Consider the following 17,403-nt stretch of genomic DNA (forward strand, 5'->3'; position numbering starts at 1 on the left):
TCATAACTTGTTGGTATCATAAATTTTAATTAACCGATCCTTTTTTTTAACATTATTCCGAATGTGTTCTATTCATAAGCAAGCTTAGGTGTTCTCGTTCCAGGAACAATAAGTTTTTAAATTAAAGTCAGCAAAAAAACAATTCGCTTAATGGTCTAGTCAACACTGAAATAGCGTACCCTAATCAACAAGTCATCGTTCTAATAGGTCATTAGTCGTCTAGGCTAGAAACTGAATGTATTGGGGGCAGACTGTTACTCTCCCCATTTTCGGCAAGCGCACTTTCAAGCCAGTTAGATTTATCTACTGAAAAGGTTTCCTTGCTAAAGTAACTCATTAGCCAGCGACGAACCTCATTAATCATTAGTCGTTTATCTAACCCCGGTTCTTTTTCAGCAATGAATTCTAACTGAATTAAAAGTGTGTTAAGAGTCACTTCTTCCCTGTTGAAGATAAGGTTGATCGTGGCTTCACCAATCAAGCTATTACCCTTCACTTCATCAGAAATTATCAATGTTGCCTCCAAATCATTTCTGGTTTCTACGCTATAACCACGGCTTCATTATAGTATGGAATTCTTGTGCAATTACAGTCTTATGCAATCAGAAACGAGTAAAATCTGAGTAATATAATATTTCAGAAGAAGCGCGTAATGAATAATATCAATAAAATCATTGATTTAAAGTTTATTTTTGATTCCCCATTTAATTTTTACTGAATAAATTTCCTGCCAGGAGATTCTTGTTAACTTAAGTTAACGAGGTGGTGATTAAATCATCATAATTATTCATGTCGCGGATTAATCGTAGGCGTCTAATTAATGGCTATCTGTTGTTTACACTAATAAAGAGTTAAACTAAAGGTGAAACAAAGGATAGGAGTGGAGGGAAAACAATTGAACGATGAAAGAACAGCAAGTTCAGAGGATGTCCAGGCTGTTATAGGTCGTGTAGTATCGTCTTTGATTATAGCGGGCAAGCCGATATACCTACAAGAAATTGCTGCCATGCTGATGCATCAGGCAAATGAAGCCACTGATCCCGGTTTAAAGAAACATTGCCTCGAGGCTTTACGACTGATCGCCGATAAAATGAACTGACTCTTGAACTCGCCCCGCCTGGTATTATCACAGGTTGTCTTCCGGTGGGGATAAAGGGATTAATTCAAAAAATAATTATCAAATTCCGCATTACCTTTTTGTTAACTTTACTTTGTCTTGCCCCGTTCCCCCTGCCAAATTCTACTCTTCCTTAGTACATTGCCCAACCTCCGTAGTCCATCAATGCCTTGATCATAGACTATGATTATTTTCTAGATCCTAAATTTCACCCTTTAGAAGCAGCTTACCTTGGCGAGGGAGTTATCACGAGAAGCTGCCTATTGTTCACTTTTGGATTAATGAGGCAATTGAATGGGTTCCAAGTCATTTCTTAAAAGTTGGGGTGCGGAATACGTCAACGCCGACACCGTGAGATTTCGAGTTTGGGCGAATGGGCAGGAAAGGGTTTCACTTAGACTGGGGCATCTGGATGCTGAGATGAAGCCGACCGGTGATGGCTGGTTCGAGCAAGAGGTTGCCAACGTTAAACCCGGAGCGGCCTATAACTTTCTGCTTGCCGATGGAACGCTGCTTCCGGATCCTGCCTCTCGCGCCCAGCAGGAGGAGGTATTCGGCCCTTCGCTGGTGGTCGATCCTAACCGCTATCAATGGCAGCATGCACAATGGCAAGGTCGTTCCTGGGATGAAACAGTCGTTTACGAGATGCATATGGGTACCTTTACGCCAGAAGGCACCTTTAAAGCAGCCATCGAGAAACTGCCTTATCTTGCCGAGCTGGGTATTACCATGCTAGAGATTCTGCCGGTTTCACAATTTGGCGGTAACCGAGGTTGGGGGTATGACGGTGTGCTGCTTTATGCTCCACATTCAGCCTACGGCACACCGGATGATTTCAAGGCTTTTATCGACAGCGCACACGGTTTGGGCCTGTCAGTGGTGCTGGATATTGTGCTCAACCACTTCGGCCCCGAGGGTAATTATTTGCCATTGCTGTCGCCCGAATTCTTCCATCAGGAACGGCTGACGCCTTGGGGGGCGGGCATTGCTTACGACGTTGATGCCGCCAGGCGTTATATTGTCGAAGCGCCGCTTTACTGGTTGCAGGAGTTTAATCTCGACGGCCTGCGCTTTGATGCTATCGATCAGATTGAAGATCTTTCTGAAAAACACGTGTTGATCGAGATTGCCGAGAGGATCCGCTCAGAAATTACTGACCGGCCAATCCATCTGACCACTGAAGACAGCCGCAACGTGACTTTTTTGCATCCGCGTCGTGAAGATGGTTCAGTGCCGCTGTTTACCGGCGAATGGAATGATGATTTCCACAATGCCGTTCACGTTTTTGCCACCGGTGAAACTCAGGCTTATTATCAGGATTTCGCCAGACAGCCTGAAAACCTGGTTGCCCGCGCGTTGGCAGAAGGGTTTGCTTATCAAGGGGAAGTCTCGCCGCAGACGGGAGAGAAACGTGGCGTCAGTAGCGCCAGCCAGTCGCCGCTGTTTTTTGTAGATTTCATTCAAAATCATGATCAAATTGGTAACCGCGCTCACGGTGAAAGACTGATTGAACTGGCGGGAGCCGCGCGAACTCAGGTCCTGCTTGCCACTCTGCTTTTATCACCGCATATCCCGCTGCTGTTTATGGGCGAAGAGTACGGCGAGACAAATCCTTTTCTGTTCTTTACCGATTTTCACGGCGATCTTGCCAAGGCGGTGCGTGAGGGCCGTGCGAAAGAATTCCAGGGCCATAGCGGATTTGAAGGTGAAACGGTGCCCGACCCCAATGCCAGAAAAACCTTTGAAATGTCCAGACTTGACTGGCAAAAAACGGACTCCCCCGACGGTAAGCAATGGCTTGCTCTGACTCGCGAGCTGCTCACCCTGCGGCGCAGATATATCGTCCCGCTGCTTTCGAGCGCCGGTGGCAACGCGGGTAGGGTGGTGAAAACGGCAGAGGGGTTCCTCGCCGTCAGCTGGACTTTCCCTAAAGGCACGCTGTCGATTGCGTTGAACATCGGCGAAAATACGCAACCATTGGTGGATCTTCCTGGCGAAACCATTTTTGCCTTACCCACTGCGGGCAATACGTTGCCGCAGAATTCAATTATTGTCCGGCTGGTTCAGGAAACTGAAAAATGAGCATTCCAACGTCAACTTATCGTATTCAGTTTCGCAACGGTATGACCTTTGACCGCGCGGCTGCTTTGGTGCCTTATCTCAAGCGTCTTGGGATCAGCCATCTGTATGCTTCTCCGATTTTCACCGCGACCTCGGACTCGACGCACGGCTACGATGTCACCGATGCCAACGAAATTGAGCCCACGATTGGCGGTAGAGCCGGTTTTGACCGCTTGGTAAAGGCATTGAAAAGTGCGGGTCTTGGCCTGATCCTTGATATTGTGCCAAATCACATGGCAGCTTCGCTGGAGAATGCCTGGTGGCGGGATGTTATCGAGCATGGGGAAAACAGCCGTTATGCTGGCCATTTTGATATCGACTGGTCGCGCCGTCTGACACTGCCATTTCTTGGCGATACTTTTGAGGTCGCGTTGGAAAACGGTGAAATATCCATCAAGGCTGATCCGGAAACCGGAAAACCTACGCTGGCCTATTTCGAAAGTTTTTATCCACTGACTCCTGAAAGTTGGCGAAGCCGCGAACAGCAAGTTCTGCAACTCAGCGATAAGACCGCCATTGCCGAATTGCACCAACGGCAGCCGTGGCGACTGATGTGCTGGCGCGACGCCCCGCGCGAGCTGTCTTACCGGCGATTTTTCGAGATAACGGGTTTAGTGGGCATTCGTGTCGAAGAGCGAGCAGTTTTTGATGATACCCATCGGTTAATCCTCGAACTGGTACATTCTGGCGCGGTGGATGGCTTACGGATTGACCACGTTGACGGGCTTGCCGACCCGAAAGGTTATCTTGAGCTGCTTCGCCAGCAAGCAGGAGAAGATTGCTATCTAACTATTGAAAAGATCCTTGGTGACGGTGAGCACATTCCAGCAGATTGGCCTGTTTCGGGCACCACTGGCTATGAATTCATTGCCTCGCTTTCTGACGTATTGGTCGATGGCAATCAAATTAAGGCCCTCAGCGCGGCGTACGATCGCGTGGTCGGCAAACCAGTAAATATGGAAGCTGAACTGCGGTCGGCCAAGCTTTTGATGGTCGATAGAAATTTTGAGGGCGAATTTACTACGCTTTTACGGCTTGCCTGGTTGATTGCTGAAAATGAACAGCGAAAGTTCAGCGAGCAAGCTATTCGCCTCGCCCTGCGAGAACTGTTGACGGCTTTCCCGGTTTATCGCACCTATGGCACGGACAGCGGGTTGCCCGTCGAGGGCCAGCAGCTATTGCAAAAACTGGCATCAGAACTAAAAGAAGGTCCCCATGCTGTCGACAGCGAATCGCTGGACTTTTTGATCCGCGTTTTGAATGGCACAGTCGCGGATAAAGCCTCCCGCGAAGCGAACGTTTTCCGCACTCGCTTCCAGCAGCTTACCGGGCCGCTGATGGCTAAGTCAGTTGAAGATACGCTGTTCTTCCGTCATCACATGGCGCTGGCGTTGAACGAAGTTGGTGCCGAACCGTTACCGCGTCACTTCTCTTTGGAACGCTTTCATGAGGATATGAAGATCCGACTGCAACAGCAGCCTGATGCGATTTCCAGCACCTCGACCCATGATACCAAACGCGGTGAAGATGCCCGTGCGCGGCTTTATTCGCTGACTGAAGCTCCTGAGCTTTGGGCCGAATGCGTTACGCGTTGGCGTAAAATGAATCAGTCGGAAGTCTCGGTGCTTGAAGATGGTCCAGCTCCAAAACCGGCGGGTGCGTGGATGCTGTATCAGGCATTGACCGGCGTTTGGCCAACCACGCTGCAACTAGACGACGATAAAGGGCTTGAGGAACTTGAACAGCGATTTCTGGCTTTTGTAGAAAAGGCGGTTCGCGAAGCCAAGCTGCGTACCAACTGGAGCGACAGCAACGAAATCTTCGAAGAAGCAGTGAATGACTACATTCGTCATCTGTTCGCGCTGGATAATCGGGCCTTTTTAGAAGATTTTACCGCCTCGATACAACCGTTCGTTCTCGCGGGTTTGGTGAACAGTTTAACTCAAACTGTTATCAAACTGACGGCACCAGGCGTCCCGGATATTTATCAGGGCAGCGAGGCGCTGAACTTTAGCCTTGTCGATCCTGATAACCGGCGTGAACCTGACTTCGCAGCCATGGCAAGGCTGTTGGAAAGCGGAGAGGATTCGGTTTTCGACTCGCAACAGAGTTGGCTAATCGGGCAGGTTAAGCAGCAGGCGATCGCCAGGGGGTTGCATTTACGCCTTGAAAAACCGGCTCTGTTTCGCCACGGCGACTATTTGCCGCTGCTTGCCAGCGGAGAGAATGCGGGTAAGTGGGTTGCCTTTGCTCGCCACCACGCCGCCGATGCGTTAATCGTTATCGCACCGCGTTTAGTCTTCGACCCGCAGCTGACTGACCTTGCTCAACCCCCCATGCAAAGCGGGACAATGACTGAGATCGTCTTGCCAACACAGCTCGCCAATCGCCATTATCGCGATATTTTGAGTGGCAGCAGGTTTTCCCTGACCCATCGCATCAAAATGGAAAACCTGGATAGCTATATACCGCGAATACTTATCGCTGAGTAAAGCAAATTACGGCTGCCGGGGCGGGTTAACAGAGGTTAAGCGGCTAAACCACAGGTAGACCACTGGCGTGGTGAACAGCGTCAGCGCCTGAGAAACGATCAGCCCGCCGACAATCGCAACCCCCAGCGGTTGGCGAAGTTCTGCCCCGGCACCGGTGCCTAAAGCCAGCGGCACCGCCCCCAATAGCGCCGCCATGGTGGTCATCATTATCGGTCGAAAGCGTAATAAGCAGCCTTGTCGAATGGCTTCGAGCGGCGACATACCCGCGTTTTTTTCGGCCGCCAGCGCAAAATCGACCATCATTATCGCATTTTTTTTCACGATCCCGACCAGCAGCAGAATACCTATCATGCCCATGATAGACAGATCCTGACCGGTTAGCATCAGCGCGGCCAAAGCTCCGATACCGGCCGAGGGCAGGGTAGAGATGATAGTTAACGGGTGAATCGCATTTTCATACAACACCCCTAACAGAATATAGACCGCCAGAATCGCGGAGAGAATCAGCCACGGCTGTGATTTGAGTGAACTCTGGAAGGATTGGGCCGCGCCCTGGAAGCTGGCGGTGATGTCATCAGGTAGGCCGGACAGTAATGTTGCATTCTGAATGGCAGTGACGGCATTGCCAAGAGACTGGCCCGGTGCCAGGTTAAACGATAGCGTCACAGCAGGGAATGGCCCCTGATGGTTGACGGTAATCGGTGCCAGACTATCGGTAAAATGCCCGAGCACGCTCATTGAAACCAGATTCGAGTGCAGGCTCGAACGCACGTATAGATGTTTAAGGCTGTCGGCATTTTCCTGCCAGTGCGGGTCTAGCTCGAGGATCACGTGATCCTGATCGATTTGCGTATACATAGTGGCAATCTGGCGTTGACCGAAAGAGTCGTAAAGTACGTTATCGATATCCTGCGCGCTGACTCCGAGACGCGAGGCAATTTGTCTATCGATAACCAGCGTGGTTTGCGGCGCCAATGACTGTTGATCGGAAGTGACATCGGTCAACTGCGGCAGCTGTTTGAGTTTGGCCAGCAAAATGCCTGACCAGTGACTCAGCTCGGTGCTGTCGGCGGATTGCAGTGTGTACTGATATTGCGTTTTGCTGACGCGCGCACCGATCTGAATATCCTGCTGGGCTTGCATATAAAGCACGATGCCTGGCACGCTTTTGGTCTGTTTATTGAGTCTGGCAATCACCGTGGCGGCATTATCATGGCGCAGAGAGAAAGGCTTGAGGCTGATGATAACGTGCCCCTGACTCAACGTGGGATTGGCGCCGACCCAATAACGAACATTTTGTACTGCCGGATCTGCCTCGGCGATGCGAGCCAGCTGGCCGACCTGATAACGCATCTGGTCAAAGCCGACGTCGGGTGCCGCCTGTGCCACACCGGTGATGATGCCGGTATCTTGTGAAGGGAAAAATCCTTTTGGAATAGTGATATACAGTACTGCGGTGAGCACTACGGTCATTACCGTCACCGCTAAAGTAATCCGCTGATGACCCAGCACCCAATCCAGCCCGCGGCGATAACTCGATTGACAATGGTCGAACATTCTTTCAGTGAATGTGAAAAAGCGGCCGTGATGTTCTGAGGAGTGTGGTTTCAGCACGCGTGCGCTGAGCATTGGGATAACCGTCAACGCAACTACCCCAGACATCAGTACGGCAATGCTGATGGTGACGGCAAATTCGCGGAACAGCCTGCCGACTATCCCGCCCATGAGAAGGATCGGCACGAACACGGTAATCAGCGACAGGGTCATTGAGACAATGGTAAAACCAACCTCGCGCACGCCATCAATTGAAGCCTGGAAAGGCGATTTGCCCATTTCCATATGACGATAGATATTTTCCATTACCACCACGGCGTCATCGACTACGAATCCCACCGCGATGGACAGCGCCATTACTGACAGATTATCGAGGCTATAACCCAGCAGATACATCACGGCAAAAGTGGCCAGTAAAGACAGCGGAATGGTAATCGATGGGATCAGCGTGGCGGTAACATTGCGCAGGAAAATGAAAATCACCATCACCACCAGCACAATCGACAACAGCAAAGTCAACTGCACGTCTTTGATTGATGCATTAATGGTTTGCGTTCGATCGCCGACAACATTAACGGTCACATCTTTTGGCAGTGACGAGGTCAGTCGCGGCAGGCTGGCCTTGATGGCGTTGACTGTCTCCACCACGTTAAAACCTGCCTGCTTGTGCACATCGAGGATCACCGAAGGCTGATTCTCATAATAGGCTGCTTCATGAGTATCTTCCGAAGAATCAATAACTTTACCCAGATCGCCAAGGCGAATTGGCATGCCATTTTTATAGGCCACGACCAGATTATTATATTGCGAAGTTTTCAGCAGCTGATCGGTACTATTAAGTACCATGTTGCGATCGGGTCCGCTGATATTACCCTTGGGCATATCGACCGTGCTGATACCGACAATACTGCGCACGTCCTCGAGGGTCATGCCGTGTGACGCCAGAGCGTCCGGGTCAATCTGGATACGCACCGCCGGATGCTGTTGACCATGAAAGTCTACCAGCCCGACGCCGGGCATTTGCGAAATCTGCTGCCCCAGATAATGCTCTGCGTATTCATCCAACTGCGGAAGGGTATGTTCCTGGGAAGTCAGCGCCAGCGAGATAAGCGTTGCTTCCGCCGGATTGACTTTACGCAGAGTCGGCGGATTTGGCATATCTTTCGGCAATGAACCGTTGGCGGCAGTCATCGCCGTTTGCACATCCTGCACCGCTGCATTGATATCGCGGTCGAGATCCATTTGCAGCGCAATCTGCGTGACGCCGAGTGAACTGGAAGAGGTCATTGAGGTAACGTCAGGAACGGCGGCCAGCGCCTTTTCCAGCGGCGTTGCCACCGAAGTCGCCATGGTCTCGGCGCTGGCGCCCGGCAGGTTGGCAGAGACCTGAATGGTCGGGAAATCCACCTGTGGCAGCGGTGCCACCGGCAGCATAAAATAGGCCACGATACCTAGCAGCATGACGCCTATCGCGACCAGAGTCGTGCCTATATGGCGGCGGATAAACAGCTCAAACAGATTCATGGCCTTGCTCCTGTAACCGGCGGCAGGGCGCTGACTTTATCGCCGCTGGCCAGTCGGAATTGTCCGCTGGTCGCCACTCGCTGGCCGGGCTGTAATCCCTCGACAATCTGTTGTCTGTTATCGACAGTCTCACCGGTTTTAACCCACTGCACGGCAACCGTGTTATCGGCTTTAACCGCGTAAACATAGTTGCCTTGCTGGCCCTGCTGCACCGCTGAAACCGGGACCACCAGAGCATGCGGAATTTCACCTTCAATGAGTTTGACGCTGATTAACTGCCCTGGCCATAGGGCATTGTTATCATTGGTAAAGTTGGCTTTTAACTGAATCTGTCCGCTGTCGGTAGCGACCTGACTGTCAATAAATGACAATCTGCCATGGGCGATTTGCTGGGTAGCATCACGAGTCAGGGCAATTACCGTTAATGGCGCATTGGCGTTGGCCTTGAGAATGGCGGGCAGTTCGCCCTGCGGCACGGAAAATGCTACCGAAATTGGGTTCATCTGCGTCAGTGTGACCAGCCCGTTGGCATCGGAACCGTGCACAATTGAACCCGCATCAATCTGCCGCTGGCCAGCATGGCCGGAGATTGGCGCGGTGATCCGCGTGTAGCCCAGCTGCAACTGGGCGATATCCAAATTTGCCTTGTCGCCATCAATTGCTGCTTTCAGGGCTGCAACCTGAGCCTTGAGCGTATCTACGTTTTGCGTCGGGCCTGCCCCCGCCGCGGCCAGTTTGCGGGCACGTGTGTAATCCACCATGGTGCTGGCCAACTGAGCCTGATCTTTCTCCATGGTGGCCTTCGACAGTAAAACCTGCGCTTGATAAACCTTGGGATCGACCTGTGCCAGTAAATCTCCGGCGTGAACCCATTGTCCTTCCTTGAAATAAACCTGCTGCAATTCCCCATCGGCCCGTACTTTGACATTCACCGTATTCAGCGCCTGCACGTTGCCTATTTCGGAGATAGATATCGGCAGGTTTTGTACCTGCACGCTTTGTATGCCGATTGGGATCGGTGAATTTTTAGTGACTTTCGCAGAGGCGGTGCGCGTCTGGCTTAAATAAAGGGCGGCAGCAATAGCGACTACCACGGCGGCCAACGCTAGGTAGCCACGACGCCTGGATTTACCGTAAGTTTTAGACACGATTTATCCTACCTTTGAATTTGTTTGGGGAGAGGAAGAGGGGGTTACGTAGTCACCACCCAAGGCGCGGAACAGGCCAACCGAAGCTTGCAACCGCTGTAATTTAACCTGCAGACTGCTGTCTTCGCTCTGATACAGCGTGCGTTCGACGGTCAGCAATGTTTGATAATCGATGCTGCCAAGTTTGTACTGGACAAGCGCCAGTCGATTGGCCTCCTGAGCCGACACCACGGCTTCGGCGTTGAGTTTGTCGGCCTGGGTAAACTGATTCACCGCGCTAATCTGTGTCTCCACATCCTGAAAAGCAGTCAATAAGGTCTGCTTGTAGTTGGCCGCCATTTCCTGCGAATGAGCCTTGTCGAAATGCAGCTGGCCGCTCAGCGAACCGCCCGAGAAGATAGGCTGTGTCAGGGTGCCAATCAGGCTCCAGACCGAGGTGCCGGCAAGGGTGTTGATACCGGCAAGCGGCGTTACCACAATGTCCGGCAGGAAACTGGCCCGTGCCGCGCCCACGTCATAGTTTGTAGATATCAGACGCGCCTCGGCCGCCTGAATGTCGGGTCGGCGACGTAACAGGTTGGCTGGAAAACTCAGCTGCGGGGCCGGGTCAGTGATGTGATTCAAATTTTTGCTGACGATATTGAAACTTTCAGGACTTTGCCCGACCAGTACCGCAAGGGCGAAGCGAGTCTGATTGCGCTGCTGCTGAAGGGAAAACACGGTGGCCTGATAGGTCTGTAATACGTTGCGCTGTTGCTCGACTTCGAGATTTGAACCCGCGCCAAGGTTGGCCTGAGTTTGCACCAGGTCCAGAATATGTTGTTCATCTCCTGAAATTTTTTGCGCCAGCAAGATTCGCTCATCTAGCGATAGCAGCTGAAAATAAGTATTGGCGATATTGGCTGCCAAAGTCATCTTCACCGTTTCAGCATCATATTCTGCGGCAGTGGCTAACTGCTGTGCCGAGTGATATTTATCCTGATTTTTACCCCAAAAGTCGGTTTCGTAGCTGGCCTGACCGTTAACGCTGGTTTTGCTGGTGGTGGAGAAGTTATTTTGTCTGGTGTATAAGCCGCCAAGGGCGAGGGTTGGATAACGAGGTGCACCGTCAAGCTCCGCAGTGCCGCGGGATTCTTCAATACGTTGATAAGCTGCCTGTAATGAATAGTTCTCCATCAGTCCGGCTTTCATCAGCCCGTTAAGCTCGCTGCTGCTGAAATCTTGCCACCAGGGGCCGCTGACCGGCATGGCGGTTTTATTGGCCGTCTCCAAAGGTGAGGACCATTTGCTGGCAATCGGCACGGTAGGTCGATGGTAATCAGGTACAAACATCGAGCAGCCGCTGACGATCAGGCCTATCAATAGTAATGGAACCGGTTTCAGGCGGTTTCCGAGCCGGGTAAAGGCTACATATCGGGACCTATCGGCCATCATCACTTTTCTCCCGAACATAAGTTAATTCAGGGCAGCTTAAATAATTCTTATTAAGAGAGGCTTAAGGCGAAGTATTTATCTGTTCTATAAACGCTTAAACGTAAGCGGGGGTGAGAGGTAAACATCGACATTAGCAATCATTGGTGTTGCAGCAGAGGGTACTGTAAGAAGGATAAGCCCAGGCATAAAAAAAGCCATCAACCTAGGTTGATGGCTCAATAAAATGTGCTTCAAATCGATTTTATGGACTTGCTGTGTGTAAATTTTATGCGGGCGAAATAATAAACCTATTCAAGATTACGTCAATAGGCGTGAAGAAATTTCACACAGCCGTCCATAAGATATAAGCAAATTACTTGCGGCCCAGCAGGTAACCAATCACGATACCTATCGCACCGGCTACCGCGACACCCGCAAACGGGTTTTCTTTTACCTGCTCTACCGCGGTAGAAACGGCATCTTTAGCTGCGTAGCTTGCCTGAGAAGCGTATTTTCTGGCGGCACCTTTTGCCTGATGCTCTGGCGAATCAGTCACATCACCAAAAGCTTCCTGAGCAGCACCGGCAACTTCTTTAACTTTATCTTCAGTTTGATTAAACATACGCGATCTCCTTATTAGTTGTTAAATAAGGTTAGCAGAGAAAAAAAAGTTTGCGGCATTGGCCCTAAAAACACGCCGTTTATCAGACAGATCCTATAAGCCGCGCCCAGGTAATGTCTGGCAGCCAGCCTTATCTCCCGGTGGTGCAACTGTCGGATATTTATCATCAGGAGTGATATACACCTGAGAGGTCGCAATATAGCCATCGTCAAAAGTCGCTTCAACAAAACTAGCCTGCCATCCAGGGCCGTTGTAGACCAAAGGCATTTCGACGCTGTTTGTTGAACTCAATTCCAGCGGAGTGGCAGCATATTTGATACCGCAGGCAAAACGGAAGTCACGAGCCACAGGATTCGTTGCCGTCCAGCGTACCACTTTAACCGGTTTCTCCGAGAAGCGGACATCGAGCTGGTTTGAGTTTTCCTGGCGATAAGGGGCGGTGATAACCTGCGGCAGCGGGCGATCGTCCTGAATACGGTTAACAAACGGTACCAGCGATTGATCAATAAAACCCATGATGCCCATATGTCCGGTATTTGGCGCCATTCGCAGCGATTTTATTCCTGGCAGTTTATCGTAATAATATCTTGTATTATCAGGAACAAAGAAATCATCACCGCTGGCATTGACAATATATTTGGGGATGGCCAATCGTGATTGATAAGCAGTGCCCATATATTGCAGCGGATCTTCGATTTTCATTAACTTGCCGAAATTGGCTGTGCGGGTAGCTTGGTCAATTCCCTGATTGTAATAAGGAGCAAAGGCGATTGGCCAATTACCGCCATAGGAATGGTACATATTTGCCATTATCTTTCCAGTGTCGAGCACGTCAATGACGAATGGAACAATAGCATCAACGTCAGGATCGGAAATTCCCGATAACCAGGTTGCCCAGGCACGCTTGGACGCACCGGTCACAATAAATTTATTAATATCCCATTTGATCAGTTCTTTTTTAGCTAATCGGATGGTTTGAGAGATTGAGGCCGCCATTGGAACGTGCAGGGGCAGTTGTTCGCGGTCAACAGGGTCTGCCATATAAAGCTTCCAGGTGCGAGCAATACTGTCGTCTTCCTCCAGCGGTTTATTATCATTCTGATAAACCAAATCTTTACTGGGAATAGTTTGCAGAGAAATAACAATGGTGCTGGTTCTTTTCGCTACATCTAAAAGCGTGGCATCCGGGATATCAACGGCAATCAGAGCACGAACAGATTTAGGATGCGGTGGAATGGCAATAGTGACATTTTCCTTCCATGCCGCAGGCGACACAAGTCCTGCCGGAGACCATGACTGAGAAATCATCTGATACCGGTTAACCTCTACGCCATCATAGCTTTGGTTGCTCATAAACCAGTAATTTAATGGCTGAGCTGCCAGTTGTTGCCGGTAGCAGGAAATAACATTCGAAGCATCATTGGCACTCTCACCTTTACAAGCGGCATCACTGGTGTTGGTTTGTGCAAAAGTTTCGGTGGAAATAAATAACAGCGAAATAATCATTACGTAAATTTTTTTCATCATTCATCCTCAATTAATGAATGGGGACTTTATTATTATAATTAACGTTAAATCGCCTCTTCCCTGTACTGCACCCGTCAATTGTCTATTATGTTCTCAGCATATTACTCGATTTACAGACATTAATTGTCAATGAGCAGTAAATCAGATTATTACCATATGTTTAATAAGACTGATGCGAAACGGTAAATTCTGATTTTTAGACTTTGTATTAAAATCAGATTAATCCGAAATAAACAGCTGGCCGTAAGGTATGAAAATTAGTTTTACGGTTCTCTCCCCAATAAATTAAAAAATAACGATACAAAAAAATAAACTCTACGAAGTTTACATTAAGCGATAATTCCCCTCGGCCGCAATGAATGAATTGCAACCGATTGTACAAGATGTTTTATCAATGGTTTTAGAGGGGGTAGCCCCCAGGCTGGAGGCCGGGAGCTAAACAATCAAGGTTTGTTGGCAATAAGCAGTGCGCGGCGCGGCGCTGGATAGCCCTCAACAGTTTTGCTGCTATCCTGTGGGTCAAGGAATTCAGCCAGAGATTCACTGGTCATCCAGGAAGTGCGATGCTGTTCTTCTGTTGTGGTCAGGCTGACATCGGCAATGCGTACATCGACAAACCCGCATTTGATCAACCAGCCTTTGAGCGCCTCGGCGGAAGGAATAAAGTAAATATTGTTCATCTGCGCATAGCGATCGCCCGGCACCAGCACCTGATTGCCATCACCCTCAATGACAATCGTTTCCAGCACCAGTTCACCCCCGCTGACCAGCTGACTTTTCAACTGCAACAGGTGATCGAGTGGAGATCGTCGGTGATAAAGCACACCCATCGAAAACACCGTATCAAAGGCGTTAAGTTCAGGGAGTTGCTCAATGCCAAGAGGCAACAAATGCGCGCGCTGATCGCCGCCAAGCAGTTTTCTCACCGCTTCAAACTGACACAGGAACAGCTGCATCGGATCGATACCGACGGCAAAATGTGCTCCCGCACCAATCATGCGCCACATGTGATAACCGCTACCGCAGCCGACGTCAAGAACGGTGCGCCCGGCCAGAGCAGAGATATGCGGCAGCACACGGTCCCATTTCCAGTCGGACCGCCACTCGGTTTCAATCTCGATGTCATACAGCGAAAACGGGCCTTTACGCCACGGCATCAGGTTGCGCAGCAGGTTTTCCATGCCTTCACGCTGGCCTTTGGGCAGCGGCTCTAAAGTATTTGCCGTAACGCTGTGCAGTAAATCCAGGCGATCCGGCTCAATCAACGGCAGGCGGTCAACCGCGTTGAACCACATTTTAAATTTGCCGTGCAGCGACTCTTTTTGCCACGCAGTCAGCTGCGAGGGCAGGGTATTCAGCCACGGGCTAAGCGGGCCTTTGGCTATCGCGCGATAAAAATCTCCAAACTCAATCACGCGCGTCTCCTGCCGTATTTTCAGCCTTGATGGCAATTAATGAACCAAAATTAAAACACTGGAACCAAACTTCTGCATGTTCAAAACCGGCCTGATGCAGACGCTGTTTGTGAGTTTCGACAGAATCAGTCAACATCACATTTTCCAGCATGCTGCGTTTCTGGCTGATTTCCAGCTCGCTGTAACCATTTGCTCGCTTGAAATCGTGGTGCATGTTAAACAACAGTTCTCCGACATCGGCATCCTTGAAACTGAACTTCTCGGATAACACCAGCGCCGCGCCCGGGCGCATCCCCTGATAAACCTGATTCAGCAAGCGTTGACGATCCGCCGGTTCCAGAAACTGTAGCGTAAAGTTCAGTACCACCATGGATGCATGTTTCAGTTCGATATCGAGAATATCGGCTTCAATTACGGTGACCGGTGTTTCGGCGCGGAAGGCGTCAATGTGGCGGCGGCAGCGTTCAACCATCGCCGATGAGTTATCTACGGCGATGATTTCACAGCCTGAAACTTTGATATTGCGACGCATAGACAAGGTAGCGGCGCCCAGCGAGCAGCCGAGATCGTAGACCTTGCTATCCGGCTTGACGAAACGTTCCGCCAGCATGCCAATCATAGAAATAATATTGGAATAGCCGGGGACCGAGCGCTGGATCATATCCGGAAAAACTTCGGCGACGCGTTCGTCAAAGGTCCAGTCGCCGAGTTTTTCGATCGGCGCTGAAAAAAGCTTGTCTTGGTTAGTCATAGTGCTGAATCAGACCAAAAATAGTAAATAGGGGAGCAAAAGAGCTGCTGTTTGCTGTAATGGGGGCGAAGTTTATCAGATTCTCCCCGCGGGATACTCGAAAAAATGTGCTTAATGACCTGATGGCGACGTAATGTCTCAGAACAGCGAGTCTTGCTCGGGCCAATCCGGTTCCGGACCAACCGCCGGGAGATGCTGGCGCAACGTTCGCCACAGCGCCTGCGCCTGCTGCGGAGCATCGCTACAGTCAGGTGAATGAATAAACAGGTATGGGGCATGGCCCTGCTGCTGCCAGTCCACCAGTTTTGGAACCCACTGGCTGAACCAGCGCTGGTTGACTGCCAAGTCATCGCCACCGATAAAGCGAACTATCGGGCGACTCGCCGTCATCACCGCATGCACGGGCAGCTTGGGCTTTTTCCGTTTGGCTTCTCGCACGGCTTCGGTATCGCTGGTGGCATGATGCACCGGGCGACTATCCAATACAGTACGGCTGACACCGCGTTGGTGCAGCCCGCGATTCAGCGCCCGCTCTTCTTCGCCTTTGGCAAAAAACTGTTCGTGCCTGACCTCAACGCCGTAATCAAATCCTTTAGGCAACGCATCGAGAAAGGTCCACAGCCGGTCAAGATGCTGCGGCGCAAAGGTTGAAGGCAGCTGCAACCACAGCTGGCCGAGGCGATTCTCCAGCGGAGCCAGGCACTGATAAAAGGCGTCGATGTCCTGCCGACAGTTTTGCAGCGCGGCTTTATGACTGATAGTAGAGGGAAATTTAAAACAGAAACGGAAATCGTCGTGAGTCATATCACGCCAGCGCATGACCACTTCGGCCTTGGGCAGGGCATAGAACGTCGTATTCCCTTCAACGCAGTTAAAATAGCGCGCGTAATCGGCCAGATCGTGAAGGCCGATGCTGTTCCAGGCATTGTGATGCCATTGCGGAAGTCCAATGTACATGCCGTTTCCCTGTCCGGTTTTAAAAATGAAAACGCCGCCCGAAGGCGGCGTTGGCGTTCATCCAAGGGTAACTTTACTGCGCAACGGCAGCAAGCACCTCTTCTGTGGAGCGAACGCGGCCAATGCGCGGGAAAATAAACTTCACGCTTGAGCCATGATGTTCTTCGTTGTGCGCACTGCATGCATCTTCGGCAAACACCAGCTCGAAGCCCAGTTCCCAGGCGTTACGCGCAGTTGATTCAACCCCGATGTTGGTAGAAATACCCGCCAGCACGATGGTTTTAATACCACGACGGCGCAGTTGCAGCTCAAGATCGGTACCGTAGAAAGCACCCCATTGGCGTTTAACGACCAACAGGTCTTTATCAGTAACGTTAAGTTGCTCAGGGAATTCCCACCAGTATTCTGGCAGGCTGCCACCACCGGCAGAAATATCGGTAGGCTGTTTCAGCGCTTCATCAAAAGTGGCTGACCAACCCACGCGCACCATGAACACTGGCGCACCCAGAGTGTTGAAACGGGTCTTCAGTTCAGTGGCTTTATCCAGCACCTGTTGAGCAGTGTGCGGACCACCAGCGAAGGGCAGAATGCCTTTTTGTAAGTCGATTAACACCAGCGCTGTGGTTTTAGGATCAAGTTTCAGAGACATAAAAAAGCCCACCAGTAATAAGATGAATGAACCCCCGGCACTTGCTCGGCGTCCCGGCGTGGGCAGTTACTTAGGGTACTAAGAGTGTCGGAGCATTTTATGCTAACCAGCGT

13 protein-coding genes are annotated in these 17,403 nt (G+C 50.6%); 3 read left to right on the forward strand and 10 right to left on the reverse strand.

Annotated features, from left to right (window positions below):
* Nucleotides 1-211 precede the first annotated feature (211 nt).
* Nucleotides 212-526: a hypothetical protein gene (locus tag SPM24T3_RS04235; protein WP_037377512.1), complete on the reverse strand. Its 315-nt coding sequence runs from the start codon at nucleotides 524-526 to the stop codon at nucleotides 212-214.
* A gap of 354 nt (nucleotides 527-880) precedes the next feature.
* Here SPM24T3_RS04235 and SPM24T3_RS04240 point away from each other — a divergent pair, with 354 nt between their 5' ends.
* From SPM24T3_RS04240 to treY, 3 genes are all read left to right on the forward strand, one after another.
* On the forward strand, nucleotides 881-1,099 hold the full coding sequence (locus SPM24T3_RS04240) for a hypothetical protein (protein ID WP_037377515.1): 219 nt from the start codon (nucleotides 881-883) through the stop codon (nucleotides 1,097-1,099).
* Between the two features lie 312 nt (nucleotides 1,100-1,411).
* On the forward strand, nucleotides 1,412-3,199 hold the full coding sequence (treZ, locus tag SPM24T3_RS04245; RefSeq protein ID WP_037377518.1) for a malto-oligosyltrehalose trehalohydrolase: 1,788 nt from the start codon (nucleotides 1,412-1,414) through the stop codon (nucleotides 3,197-3,199).
* Nucleotides 3,196-5,730, forward strand: a complete 2,535-nt coding sequence (gene treY / locus SPM24T3_RS04250; RefSeq protein WP_009635467.1) for a malto-oligosyltrehalose synthase — start codon at nucleotides 3,196-3,198, stop codon at nucleotides 5,728-5,730. Before treZ ends, treY begins: the two co-directional genes overlap by 4 nt.
* Before the next feature lie 6 nt (nucleotides 5,731-5,736).
* Here treY and SPM24T3_RS04255 read toward each other — a convergent pair whose 3' ends face one another.
* From SPM24T3_RS04255 to SPM24T3_RS04295, 9 genes are all read right to left on the reverse strand, one after another.
* Nucleotides 5,737-8,808 (reverse strand): efflux RND transporter permease subunit, encoded by a 3,072-nt coding sequence (locus SPM24T3_RS04255; RefSeq protein ID WP_009635468.1) that lies wholly within the window; start codon nucleotides 8,806-8,808, stop codon nucleotides 5,737-5,739.
* Nucleotides 8,805-9,956 (reverse strand): efflux RND transporter periplasmic adaptor subunit, encoded by a 1,152-nt coding sequence (locus SPM24T3_RS04260; protein ID WP_009635469.1) that lies wholly within the window; start codon nucleotides 9,954-9,956, stop codon nucleotides 8,805-8,807. The genes SPM24T3_RS04255 and SPM24T3_RS04260 overlap by 4 nt, the downstream gene beginning before the upstream one ends.
* Nucleotides 9,957-9,959: 3 nt before the next feature.
* Nucleotides 9,960-11,390, reverse strand: coding sequence for an efflux transporter outer membrane subunit (locus SPM24T3_RS04265; RefSeq protein ID WP_009635470.1), 1,431 nt, complete (start codon nucleotides 11,388-11,390; stop codon nucleotides 9,960-9,962).
* A 352-nt stretch (nucleotides 11,391-11,742) separates the two neighbouring features.
* Nucleotides 11,743-11,991 (reverse strand): YqjD family protein, encoded by a 249-nt coding sequence (locus SPM24T3_RS04270; RefSeq protein WP_009635471.1) that lies wholly within the window; start codon nucleotides 11,989-11,991, stop codon nucleotides 11,743-11,745.
* 93 nt (nucleotides 11,992-12,084) lie between these two features.
* Nucleotides 12,085-13,515, reverse strand: coding sequence for a PhoPQ-activated protein PqaA family protein (locus SPM24T3_RS04275; protein ID WP_009635472.1), 1,431 nt, complete (start codon nucleotides 13,513-13,515; stop codon nucleotides 12,085-12,087).
* A gap of 446 nt (nucleotides 13,516-13,961) precedes the next feature.
* Nucleotides 13,962-14,933, reverse strand: a complete 972-nt coding sequence (gene cmoB / locus SPM24T3_RS04280) for a tRNA 5-methoxyuridine(34)/uridine 5-oxyacetic acid(34) synthase CmoB (protein ID WP_009635473.1) — start codon at nucleotides 14,931-14,933, stop codon at nucleotides 13,962-13,964.
* Nucleotides 14,926-15,684, reverse strand: a complete 759-nt coding sequence (cmoA, locus tag SPM24T3_RS04285; RefSeq protein WP_009635474.1) for a carboxy-S-adenosyl-L-methionine synthase CmoA — start codon at nucleotides 15,682-15,684, stop codon at nucleotides 14,926-14,928. Before cmoA ends, cmoB begins: the two co-directional genes overlap by 8 nt.
* A 138-nt stretch (nucleotides 15,685-15,822) precedes the next feature.
* Nucleotides 15,823-16,641 carry a DUF72 domain-containing protein gene (locus tag SPM24T3_RS04290; RefSeq protein WP_009635475.1) on the reverse strand — a complete coding sequence of 273 codons (819 nt, stop codon included), beginning with the start codon at nucleotides 16,639-16,641 and terminating at the stop codon, nucleotides 15,823-15,825.
* A gap of 73 nt (nucleotides 16,642-16,714) precedes the next feature.
* Nucleotides 16,715-17,290: a hydrolase gene (locus tag SPM24T3_RS04295; RefSeq protein WP_009635476.1), complete on the reverse strand. Its 576-nt coding sequence runs from the start codon at nucleotides 17,288-17,290 to the stop codon at nucleotides 16,715-16,717.
* Nucleotides 17,291-17,403 lie beyond the last annotated feature (113 nt).

It is taken from the genome of Serratia sp. M24T3 (genome assembly GCF_000257645.1).
Classification (GTDB): Bacteria; Pseudomonadota; Gammaproteobacteria; order Enterobacterales; family Enterobacteriaceae; genus Rouxiella.

What these genes read in the sequence shown, in the direction of transcription:
- treZ (WP_037377518.1), top strand. Translation starts at nt 1,412, where the DNA reads ATGGGTTCCAAGTCATTTCTTAAAAGTTGGGGTGCGGAATACGTCAAC.
- treY (WP_009635467.1), top strand. Translation starts at nt 3,196, where the DNA reads ATGAGCATTCCAACGTCAACTTATCGTATTCAGTTTCGCAACGGTATG.
- SPM24T3_RS04255 (WP_009635468.1), bottom strand. Translation starts at nt 8,808, where the DNA reads ATGAATCTGTTTGAGCTGTTTATCCGCCGCCATATAGGCACGACTCTG.
- SPM24T3_RS04265 (WP_009635470.1), bottom strand. Translation starts at nt 11,390, where the DNA reads ATGATGGCCGATAGGTCCCGATATGTAGCCTTTACCCGGCTCGGAAAC.
- SPM24T3_RS04270 (WP_009635471.1), bottom strand. Translation starts at nt 11,991, where the DNA reads ATGTTTAATCAAACTGAAGATAAAGTTAAAGAAGTTGCCGGTGCTGCT.
- SPM24T3_RS04275 (WP_009635472.1), bottom strand. Translation starts at nt 13,515, where the DNA reads ATGAAAAAAATTTACGTAATGATTATTTCGCTGTTATTTATTTCCACC.
- cmoA (WP_009635474.1), bottom strand. Translation starts at nt 15,684, where the DNA reads ATGACTAACCAAGACAAGCTTTTTTCAGCGCCGATCGAAAAACTCGGC.
- SPM24T3_RS04290 (WP_009635475.1), bottom strand. Translation starts at nt 16,641, where the DNA reads ATGTACATTGGACTTCCGCAATGGCATCACAATGCCTGGAACAGCATC.
- SPM24T3_RS04295 (WP_009635476.1), bottom strand. Translation starts at nt 17,290, where the DNA reads ATGTCTCTGAAACTTGATCCTAAAACCACAGCGCTGGTGTTAATCGAC.